The organism is Armatimonas sp., assembly GCF_031410135.1.
Lineage (GTDB): Bacteria > Armatimonadota > Armatimonadia > Armatimonadales > Armatimonadaceae > Armatimonas.
The window spans coordinates 1-9,938 of sequence record NZ_JANNYP010000629.1; the positions used below are offsets into that span (position 1 = coordinate 1).

Below are 9,938 nucleotides of genomic sequence, written 5' to 3' on the forward strand. Positions count from 1 at the left end.
GAGCTGCTCGAATGTCCCTGCGAACTCCAGGCGATACCCCACAGGCACCTTGTACTCTTGATCCAGCTTCTTTTTCACGTCCTCCGCAAGCGAGCCTAGGTCGCGCCCACGGACATTGGACTGCACCGTGATTCGTCGCTGCCCGTTCTCGCGCGAGATCTGCACCGGTCCCTCCACCGACGAGATCCGGGCGAGCTGCGAAAGGGGCACATGGCTTCCCTCGCCAATGGCAACCGGAATCTGCCCGATGGCCTCGGGGGTGGAGCGGAAGCGCTCTTGGAGTCGTACTGAGACAGCGACCCGAGTTGCCCCATCGGAGAGGGTCGTGGCGACTTGCCCCCCCACTGCCGCCGCAAGGGTGGCGTTGACATCGGAGATATGCACGCCGTAATGAGCGATGGCATCCCGATCCAGCGCGATTCTGAGCTGGGGCAGGCCCTGGGTCGTCTCCGCTCGGACATCTACCGCGCCGGGTACGCTGGCGATCAGCTTGGCGAGCTTGTCCGCCTCGCTGGCGAGCACCTTAGGATCAGGACCAAAGAGCTGTATCCCGAGATCGGAGCGCTGCCCAACGCCTGCCAGAAGCTCACCCATGCGCATCTGGATCGGCTGGGTCAGTGAGGTTGCGACGCCGGGGAGCTTGTCCAGCTCAGCCGCGACTTTCTCCACCAGCTCGTCTTTGGTTTTCGCCTTTTTCCACTGCGACGGCGGATTCAGATCAATCAAGATATCGGTCTGGTTGATGAGCATCGGGTCGGTGGCGACCTCTGGACGACCGATACGCGTCACGACTTCCTTGATCTCATCGGGGAACTTCTGTTTAAGGAAGCGCTCCCCAACACCGGCTCGCTCAATGACCTCCTCCAGAGAGATCGAAGGGGCGTAGATTGCCTCCACCGCGATCGCTCCCTCGTCGAGCTGTGGCATGAACTCGCTTCCTAGGCGGGGAAAGAGCCAGAGCGAGATGCCTAGCAAGACTGCGGCAAGCGTCACCGGAATGAGAGGCCAGCGTAGTGTTTGCTCCAGCAAGGGGCGGTAGGCTTTCTCTAGTTTATGCAAAACCGGGTGCTCTTTCTCCGAGCGCACCTTGAGAAAGAGCGAGCAGAGTGCGGGCACAAGCGTGAGGGAGAGAAGCAGTGCGCCGGTGAGTGCGAAGAGAACCGTCAGCCCCATCGGACGAAACATCTTGCCTTCCACACCCGTTAGTGTCAGGATAGGAAGGTAGGCCGCCATAATGATCACCACCCCTGCCAGCGAGGGCTTCAGAACTTCCGATGCCGCGCGGTAGATCACGTCGTGACGCTCCGGCTCGGTTAGGTCTCGGTTTGCGTCATGCCGCGCCTCGACCAGCCGCCGCACGGTGTTCTCGACAATGATCACTGCGCCATCGACGATCAAACCAAAGTCGATCGCCCCCAGGCTCATCAGATTCGCCGAGACCTGGAAAACACGCATCCCCACAATGGCGATGAGCATCGCCAGTGGGATCACAGTGGAGACGATCAGCCCGGCTCGGAACTGAAGCAGGAAGAGAAAGAGCACGACAACAACTAAGATGCCCCCCTCGATCAGATTTCGAATCGCAGTCTGAAGGGTTCGATCAATCAGCTCGGCGCGGTCTAAGAAGCCTAGGAGCTTCGAGCCTGGCGGCAGAGACTTCTCGATGGAGAGGAGCCGCTCTTTCGTGCGCTCCACAACCACGCGGCCATTCTGGCCTATCAGAAGAAGGTTGATGGCATAGACCTGCTCACCGCCCCCATTGGCAGTGACAGCACCCTGACGAACCAGCGGCGCATCGGTGATCTCAGCAACCTGCGCGAGGGTGACAGGCACACCTTCGGCGGCACCAAGGACGATTTTCTTGAGATCGTCGGCACCGCTGAGCGTCCCCACGCTACGCACCAGCTGTTGTTCACCCCCCAGAGAGATCGCCGCCCCACCCGCGTTCTCGTTGGACTCCGCGACGGCTTTCAGAACATCAGGGACGGAGAAGCCAAACGACTGGAGCTTCTGGGGATCGAGCTGAACCTGCACCTGGCGCACCTCGCCGCCCCAGGTATTGACCTCCGCAAGCCCCGGCACAGAGAGGAGCGCAGGTCGCACCACCCAGTCCATCAGGCTCCGTCGCTCCATCAGAGAGAGGTCGGGGTTATCAAGGCGGGCGTAGTAGATCTCCCCAAGACCTGTGGTCACCGGCCCCAGCTCAGCTCTCACCCCTGGCGGGAGCTGCTCTTTAACTCCCTCAAGGCGCTGGGAGACAAGGTTACGGATAGAGTAGAGCTCCGTGCCTTCCTCAAAGACAAGGACGATCTGGCTCAGGCCAAACTGGGAGATCGAGCGTGTCTCTTCCAGCTGAGGCAGGCCCGCCAGCGCGATCTCAAGCGGGAAGGTAAGCTGGCGCTCCACTTCCTCGGCACCGAGTGCGGGCGCGACGACATTTACTTGGACTTGTACATTGGTGATATCGGGCACGGCATCAATAGGGAGCTGGCGTGCGTTCCATATCCCCACTGCAAGAAGGAGCAGAGCAAGTAGCACGACAACGGCTCGTTGTTTTAGTGAGAACCGAACCAGGGCTTCGATCATCTGGCTACTCTCCTAGCTCACTCTTCATGGCCTGTGACTTGACCAGAAAGGCATTCTTGGCGACAAACTTAGCCCCAGGCAGGAGCCCTGAGCGTATCTCCGTCTTGCCGTCCTGAGTGACTCCCACCTCGACGGGCTGGGCTTTAAACTCCCCTGGTTTTTCTCCCGGCACAAAGACCACTTTCTTGCCCTTGTGGGTCTGCACTGCTCCGGCAGGGACGAGCACAGAGCGCTTCGCCGGACTACCGATGGTCGCCGTAACGGGGAGGCCAGGCCGTAGCACACCAGCAGGGTTGTCCACGCGCACCAGGACCTTTACCGTGCGGGTCTTCTCGTTGGCCAGCTCGCCAAGGCGCTCGATGGTGCCCGCGATGCGACGGCCCGCGACCTTAAGCATCACAGGCTGCCCCGGCTTGACTCGTGTGAGCTCGCTGGGAAAGAGTGCGAGCTGCGCAAAGAGCGTGCGCGGATTCACCAGTGTCAGGATAGACTCCCCCGCCATCACGGTCTGCCCCAGAGTGGCCTTGCGCTCTAAGACACGTCCAGCAAAGGGGACATGTATGGGAATAGAGTGGTTGTCACCCGGCTGACCGCCTAGGAGCTGCACATCATCCAGAGCACCCTCCGTGCTGATCCGTGCCTGCTCAACAACAGCCTCGGCCTCGGCGACCTCGCGGCTGGTGAGATAGCCGCCTTTGTAGATCGCCTCCCCACGCGCGAGTGCCTGCTGCGCCAGCGTGAGCTGCTTGCTGGCGCTCGCCACGGCCTTTTGTGCTGCTTCTCGACGCGTGAGAGCGCTCTCCATGCTGGCCTGAACCTCCCCGAGCTTTGCCTGCGCCGCGCGGATCTCAGCCAAGGCATGTTCACGTCCCGCCCCTGTCTTGACCCGCTCCCCAAGCGCCTGCTCATGCTCCTGCCGCGAGATGAGCTGCTCCGCTAAAAGCCGCTCACTCCGAGCCACTTGCCTCTCGGCGAATTCCACCTGGCTGGTGGCAAGCCGCTCGGCGGTTCGGGCCTGCTCCACGACTGCCTCTTGCGACGTGCGCTTGCTCTGCACCTCAGCAAGCGCGGCATCGGCGCTACGCGCCTCGCTCTTGCTGCGCTCGAGTGCTGCCTGCGCCTCGGTCTCCTGCTTGCGAACCTCCTCGACACTGGGACGGCCATACGCTCCCAGTCCGGCCAGCTTGCGCCGCCGAGTGAGATCTGTTTTTGCCGCCTCCAAGCGCTTGACCGCCAGGGCGTAGCTGAGCTGGGCCTCGTGGAGCTTCTCGCTCTCGATCACAGCAACCACCGCTCCGGAGGCAACCGCATCCCCGACATTAGGAGTCAGTCGAATGATCTTGCCCTCGACCCGCGATGTCACAATCGCCGTCGCCGCAGGGTCGGCCTCCAGAGTGCCCGTGACACTTAGCGTCTCCGTGCTATCGCTAGCAACCGCTGTGGCGAGCTCCAGGTTCGCAAGCCCAAGCGTCTCCCCTTCCAGCGTGATGCCCACGGGGGCTCTCTCCTGGGTCGCTTTGGGTTCTCCCTCTTGGGGGGCTTCTTGGGGAGTACAACCCGCTAAAATCGCAAGCAGGCAATACAGTGTTCGTTTCTTCATGGATACACCTCAGGGAGGGGGAACGGTAGGGAGAGAGGAGAGAGGCCGCATGCCTTATCAAGCGTGGCGGCGGCCCGCAGAACATCATAGCGTGCCTGGAGTGTCTCACTTTGGATCAGCCGGTGCGTGCGCTGGGCCTCGATCACGGCAAGGACACTGGTCTTGCCCTCCTCAAAGCCGATCTTGCTGGCGCGAAGCAAGCGCTCGGCTCGTGGGTGCGCCTCGGTCTCGTAGCGTGCCAGGATCACCTGGGCAACCGTCAGCTTCTCTGCGGCCTCGCGCACCTCGTGCTCGATCTGGCGGGAGATGGCCTCACGGCGGCTGTTCTGTGCCTCCAGGCGCTCCTTCAGTCCGGCTTGCTGAGCGCGGCGGCTCCCGTGATCCAGAGGGAGAGAGAGCGCGACTCCAATGCCTGCGCCGTTGCCTGTGCTCCCGGGGGGCGTTCCGCGAAAAAGGCTCCCGACACGAACCATGGGGGAGAGGTCGGGCTTTCCCTCGGCCTGGAGGAGCTTCTGTTGCGCCTGCAAACCTTCCCGCTCGGCAGCGGCCCGCTGGGGCTCAGAACGCAGCGAGAGGGCTGAGGCAAGAAGTGCTTCCATCGGACGCGGAGGCGGGGGCAGCGTCAGTGGTGCCAGCACAGGTAGCGCACTGCCGCCGGGACGCCCTAGGAGCAAGCTGAGGCTGGTTTCGGCGCTCTTGACTGCGCTTCTCGCCTGCGTGAGCAGGTTCTCGACACGCAGCGTCTCCAGTGCGAGTGTCTCTAGGTCGATACCGGGGCGCGTCCCTAGCTCCACTTGTTTTTTCGCAAGGCCCTCCAGTGTCTTGGAATCGCTCATCTGAGCCTCGATGAGCTTCTGGTGTGCTCGTGCCTGCTCCAGAGCGACTACTGCGTTTTGAACCTCGTGAGACAGGGCAAGGAGCGACGAGTGTGCTTCTGCTTGAGCACCATGGAGCTCCGCGAGGGCGAGGGCGGTTCGGGCTGAGCGAGTGCCATTGACCTCCAGAGGTTGAAGTGCAAGCAGCTCCTCGGTTGTGCCCGAGAAGCTCGTCAGCCCCGGCGAGAGCAGGATGTTAGGAGCCTTGAGAACCCGCGCACCTTTGACTGCCTGGAGCCGGGCCGCAAGCTCATGGCGGAGTGCCTCCACACGGGGGTGGGAGCGGAGCGCCTCCCGGAGCGCACTATCGAGAGTGAGGGGTGGGGTGGGTTCTTGGAAAAAGAGAAAAAATAGCAAACGAAAACCTCCTAAAAACAAATAGCGACGGTGTTTTTCAGGAAGGAGGTGGGCCACGAATCTCTGCAGAGGGAAGGGTAAGAGAGAGGAGAGGTGGGCCTCGGTAGTCGGGGAGGCATCTTGACACCAAGGAGACGCAGGTGCGAGGAGCAACGAGCCCAAAGGCATGGGCGAGGCTCGGCTCGGGTGGAGCTAGTGAGGCGAGCGTAGGCTTAAGATCGCTCGTGAGATCGTGTGTGTTGGTGAGGAGCGGTGTACACCCACAGCTTGAGGAGCATAGCTCTCGCGTCTCGCCAGGACTCTCTCGCTTCTGGCAGTTTTCATCTGCCCCGCTCAGGTCGGGCTGCTCGCAACAACACAGAAGTGCTCCACAGAACCGCCCGTCACAAAACCAGCTTATCGTCGAGGCAAGCGAGGGGACACTGGTGGAGAACACCACCAGACAGGCAATCAGTAGCTGTAAGAACCCGCCTCTTCGCATCTCTCGCCCAGTATACCAACGAATCAGGATGCAAGCGTTTCGCGAAGCTTGGTCTCGATCTCTTTTATATTGATCTTCCCACTCCAGTGCTGGAAAATCTGGCCATCTTTGACCAAGAGCACCGATGGAACAGACTTCACGCCCCACGCCTGCCAGATCGTCTCGCCATGAAGCAAGATCGGGTAGGTGAACTTGACTTTTGACTTGGCCAGAAACGGCACCACTTTTTTGGCCCCCTCTTCGTCGAGCGAGATGCCCACCACGGTGAAGTTCTTCGCAGCGTACTTCAGCTGGAGCTTCTGCATGTCGGGCATGGCCTTCACACACGGATCGCACCAGGTCGCCCAGAAGTCTACTAAAACCAGCTTGCCCTTCAGCGAGTCTAGCGTGACTGTCTCGCCGCTGGGTGTCTTCAGGGCAAACGGTGGCGCGGGACGTGGAATGGGAGCGGGGATGTAGGCCTCGGGGTCTTTTAAAAAACGCTCGATCTCGCTCGTGTTGCAGAAGTAGTAGGTCTTGCCCTTGTAGCTCGCTGCACCCGCAGGCTTCTCCTCACCCTCGCCGCTCTGGGAGCAGACCAGGCAGAGTGCCTTTGCCGGGAGCTTGCCCGTCACACGTTGTGCTTTTTCTTGAAACCATCTCATCGTTAAAAATTCCTCGCAAAGGCAATCCCGACGCGCTTATTGAACGCGGCAATCAGGCTCACACTCTCGCCGCGCTTGCTGAACCAGGAAAGCGTTGTGTGGCCGTACTTGCCATCGCACATCGGCAGGAGCACGAGATCGTCGCGTAGTGCAAAGCTCGCCCCAAACGGTGCGAGAACTTGCTTGCCAAACTCGGAGTAGGCCAGCCCCACATACGGCGCGATCCGTCCCTTCTCCCCACCGAGCTGCTTCTGCGCGGAGACAAAGTAGCTCATGCCGCGCGGTGTCCCGATCCGATCACTGGAGAAGCCCGCCACGATCCCAGGCCGCGTGTTGCTCTCCGGCTGGATAAAATAATTCCCCACCGGATTGAGCTTCGCCTCGGGCGCATTGGCATTGAACTCCACTCCCACCTGGAAGCGCGGCGAGACCCGACCGGTCAGGGTCGTGCGCCAGCGGGGGCGCTCCTGCACGGTGTCCACGTAGCGCTGCGCAAACTGAAACTTTCCCTCGACACCACTCGCACGGAGCGGCGATCCCTCACCGGGTCAGCCCGTTCACGGAGGGAGTGTCGAGCGTAGCTTGTCTTTGACGGACTGCCCACTTTGCTCTTGCGCCCCGACCATGCCAGGGAGAAGCGCTACGCAGCCCAGCACGAGAAATGCTATTGTCTTCATGATGTTTTCTCAGTATACTGCCTCACCATGCATAGAACACCAAAGATTTGTCTGGCAGCGCTTGTCCTCACACTCACCCCGCATGCCAGTCAGGCACAGACGACCTCCGGCTGACCGCTCTGACCGGCTTCCGGATACTCCGCCCAAAGCGGAGCGCTCGCCGGTTCGGCGGGTGCCACAGTAAGGGAGAAGCATCTTTTCTTCTCCACAATGCACTCAGAGGGGCTCGCGGGTAAGACCGAGACCTTTCTACGCTACGGCGTCACGCCCCGGCTCGCCGTCGGCTTTGGCTACTTGCACAAGCAGGGCTACGTCCGGCCTTTGCTCAGCTATACGCTCACGCCCGAGACCCCAAAAATCCCCTCCACGACCTTGGGCCTGATGACCGACTCACTCGGCGGGGGACGTCAGGGGGCCTTTATGACCTTTGGCAAAGCCCTCCCCGGCCTCCCCGCCAGCGTCTACATCGGCCCCGCGAAGATCACCGGCGAGCCACGCTTTCGTCTGCTGGCGGGCATCAACGGGCGCATCGGGAAAAACTTCTCCGCCTCCGTGCAGCTCGACGGGCGCTACGCCAACGTCGGGCTGGTGAGCACGGTCGGTCAGGTCAGTGGCATCCCGCTTCGTCTCGGCATCGTCGCAGCCCACGGCAACCGCTTCGGCCCCCTGGCTGCCTGGAACATCCCCCTCAAGCCCTAGCTCGTAAAGAGATCACTTTACTTCACAGGGACAAGGCGGATGATCTTATCGGGCTGATTCAGTGCGACATAGACCAGCCCATCAGGGCCGACAGCGACATCGCGGACGCGGCCCTGGCGCCAGAAGAGCTTCTCTTCCTCTACGACCTTGCCGTTTTGTACCCGAATGCGAAAGACCGGGCCGTTGCCCGCGAGGCCCCCTGCCACCAGATCGCCCTTCCACTCGGGGAAGGCGCTACCTTGGACGACATCCAGGCCACAGGCACCGATGCTTGGGAGCCAGCGTAGAGTCGGTAGGGCGAAGTTCTGACCCTCTTTGGGCCAGGGCAGCACCAGCGGGGAGTCGTTGTAGTTGATCGAGGTGGCGATCAGCGGCCAGCCATAGTTCGCGCCTTTCTGAATCACGTTGAGCTCGTCTCCACCACGCGGGCCGTGCTCCGTGTCCCAGAGATTGCCCTTGAGATCCATTACGAGCCCCTGCGGGTTGCGGTGTCCCCAGCTCCAGATCCCAGGGAGCTGATTGGGATCTTTCACAAAAGGATTGTCCTTGGGAATGCTGCCGTCGTCGTTGACCCGGAAGATCTTCCCATTGGGGAGCGTCAGGTCCTGCGCTTTCTCGCCGCTACCCCGCTCGCCGTGGCTAAAGAACACGTGGCCTTTCTTATCAAACACAATGCGCGCGCCAAAGTGCGCACCGCTGGGGCTGTAGGTCTCGGGCTTGCTCTTGTAAATTGTTTGTTCGTCGTACCACGCTGCGGTGAGGCCCTCGATCTTGAGCTTGCCGCGCACGATCTTGGTCATTCCCGCCTTGGGATCGGTGGGCGACGGATCGGTCAGGGCGAGATAGACCCAGCCGTTCTTGGCGTAGTTGGGGTGCACGGCCACATCCATCAGCCCGCCCTGCCCAATCTCGCGGGTGGCAGGAATCCCCGTGATCTCCGGGCCGACCTCGCCGTTTTGGGACAGGCGCAGCGCACCGGGGCGGTTGGTGATTAGCATCTTGCCATCGGGGAGCCAGTCGAGGCCCCACGGCACCGCGAGGCCCTTGCCTTTTTCCACCACGGTCTCTAGGCGAAACTTGGCGCGCTGGGAAGTGTAGACCCCCTCGGTCTCTTTCGGCCCCGCCACCAGCGCCTCGGTGTACTTGTTTTGCAGCTCACGGATGTGCACCACCAGCCCCCAGATCGTCTCATCGCTCATGGTCGGGCCGTAGGCATCCATCCCCATGTCTGGGACGCCTTTTTTGATGGCATCGAAGAAGAGTTTGTCATACTGAGGGCCGAACTTCTCCAGGGTCAAGAGAGTCTTCGTCCCCGCGCCGCCGCCCTCGCCCTGCTCGCCATGGCACTTCGCACAAGTGTCACTGTAGAGCCGCGTCAGGTTGATCGCCGTTTGCTGCGGAGCTTGCTTGCTAGGCTCCGCGTTACTGCTCTTTTCCAGAGGCAGCAAGAGAAAAGCACAAGCCGTGAGTGTGAGTGTAATAGATAATTTAAACATAGATATTTTTAATCGCAATGAGGAAATGGAGCACAATGAACTCGTCTGTTATACCCGCTCTTCCATGAGGCTTCAATGGGCATCATGTGGAGGTACTTATTGCCACAAAATGATACCCTGGTAAAGAGAAACGATGGCACAAGATATTGATCACAACCCTACTTGTCGAAGCCAAAGTCGAGCCTCAAGAAATTGCCCTGGCCTTCCACTCCCCTGCCGCCCGTCAGTATCTTCCCTTTGCCGTCGCCTAAGAGGACTGTTGTGATTATCATCCCTCCCATCGAAAACCATTTAGGGGCATTGCACACGCTTGCGGTGCATCGCTGGGATTCTGACGAGCAGGAGACGGCTCTCCGCCTCTGGCAACAAGGCAGACGAATTACACTCTGGATGCAGAATAAGGAAAAGTGGTATGGTTCCGGTCCAAAGTTTCCTTATTCTGCATCCAGAGTGTAATTCGTCTGCCTTGTTGCCAGAGGCGGAGAGCCGTCTCCTGCTCGTCAGAATCCCAGCGATGCACCGC

At 60.7% G+C, this 9,938-nt stretch carries 8 protein-coding genes; 1 reads left to right on the forward strand and 7 read right to left on the reverse strand.

The window, feature by feature from the left end; genetic code table 11:
* From RMO15_RS23005 to RMO15_RS23030, 6 genes are all read right to left on the reverse strand, one after another.
* Nucleotides 1-2,586: CusA/CzcA family heavy metal efflux RND transporter (locus RMO15_RS23005; RefSeq protein ID WP_309717826.1), on the reverse strand; the 2,586-nt coding region annotated here is incomplete at its 3' end.
* A gap of 4 nt (nucleotides 2,587-2,590) precedes the next feature.
* Entirely contained in the window at nucleotides 2,591-4,186 is a 1,596-nt protein-coding gene (locus RMO15_RS23010; RefSeq protein WP_309717828.1) for an efflux RND transporter periplasmic adaptor subunit, read from the reverse strand.
* Nucleotides 4,183-5,418, reverse strand: coding sequence for a TolC family protein (locus tag RMO15_RS23015; RefSeq protein WP_309717831.1), 1,236 nt, complete (start codon nucleotides 5,416-5,418; stop codon nucleotides 4,183-4,185). The genes RMO15_RS23010 and RMO15_RS23015 overlap by 4 nt, the downstream gene beginning before the upstream one ends.
* A gap of 37 nt (nucleotides 5,419-5,455) precedes the next feature.
* A complete protein-coding gene (locus RMO15_RS23020) occupies nucleotides 5,456-5,899 on the reverse strand; it encodes a hypothetical protein (RefSeq protein ID WP_309717833.1) in 444 nt (147 codons plus the stop codon).
* A 23-nt stretch (nucleotides 5,900-5,922) separates the two neighbouring features.
* Nucleotides 5,923-6,543, reverse strand: coding sequence for a redoxin domain-containing protein (locus RMO15_RS23025; RefSeq protein ID WP_309717835.1), 621 nt, complete (start codon nucleotides 6,541-6,543; stop codon nucleotides 5,923-5,925).
* Between the two features lie 2 nt (nucleotides 6,544-6,545).
* Nucleotides 6,546-7,016, reverse strand: a complete 471-nt coding sequence (locus RMO15_RS23030) for a hypothetical protein (protein WP_309717839.1) — start codon at nucleotides 7,014-7,016, stop codon at nucleotides 6,546-6,548.
* Nucleotides 7,017-7,430: 414 nt separating this feature from the next.
* Between RMO15_RS23030 and RMO15_RS23035 the strand changes: the two genes are divergently transcribed.
* On the forward strand, nucleotides 7,431-7,919 hold the full coding sequence (locus tag RMO15_RS23035; protein ID WP_309717842.1) for a hypothetical protein: 489 nt from the start codon (nucleotides 7,431-7,433) through the stop codon (nucleotides 7,917-7,919).
* A gap of 17 nt (nucleotides 7,920-7,936) precedes the next feature.
* On the opposite strand, the gene RMO15_RS23040 is transcribed toward RMO15_RS23035, so the two are convergent.
* Nucleotides 7,937-9,415: a PQQ-dependent sugar dehydrogenase gene (locus RMO15_RS23040; RefSeq protein ID WP_309717845.1), complete on the reverse strand. Its 1,479-nt coding sequence runs from the start codon at nucleotides 9,413-9,415 to the stop codon at nucleotides 7,937-7,939.
* Nucleotides 9,416-9,938 lie beyond the last annotated feature (523 nt).

Bases quoted from the DNA above. Each gene is read 5' to 3' on its own strand.
- RMO15_RS23020 (WP_309717833.1), bottom strand. From the start codon at position 5,899: ATGCGAAGAGGCGGGTTCTTACAGCTACTGATTGCCTGTCTGGTGGTG.
- RMO15_RS23010 (WP_309717828.1), bottom strand. From the start codon at position 4,186: ATGAAGAAACGAACACTGTATTGCCTGCTTGCGATTTTAGCGGGTTGT.
- RMO15_RS23025 (WP_309717835.1), bottom strand. From the start codon at position 6,543: ATGAGATGGTTTCAAGAAAAAGCACAACGTGTGACGGGCAAGCTCCCG.
- RMO15_RS23040 (WP_309717845.1), bottom strand. From the start codon at position 9,415: ATGTTTAAATTATCTATTACACTCACACTCACGGCTTGTGCTTTTCTC.
- RMO15_RS23035 (WP_309717842.1), top strand. From the start codon at position 7,431: ATGCACTCAGAGGGGCTCGCGGGTAAGACCGAGACCTTTCTACGCTAC.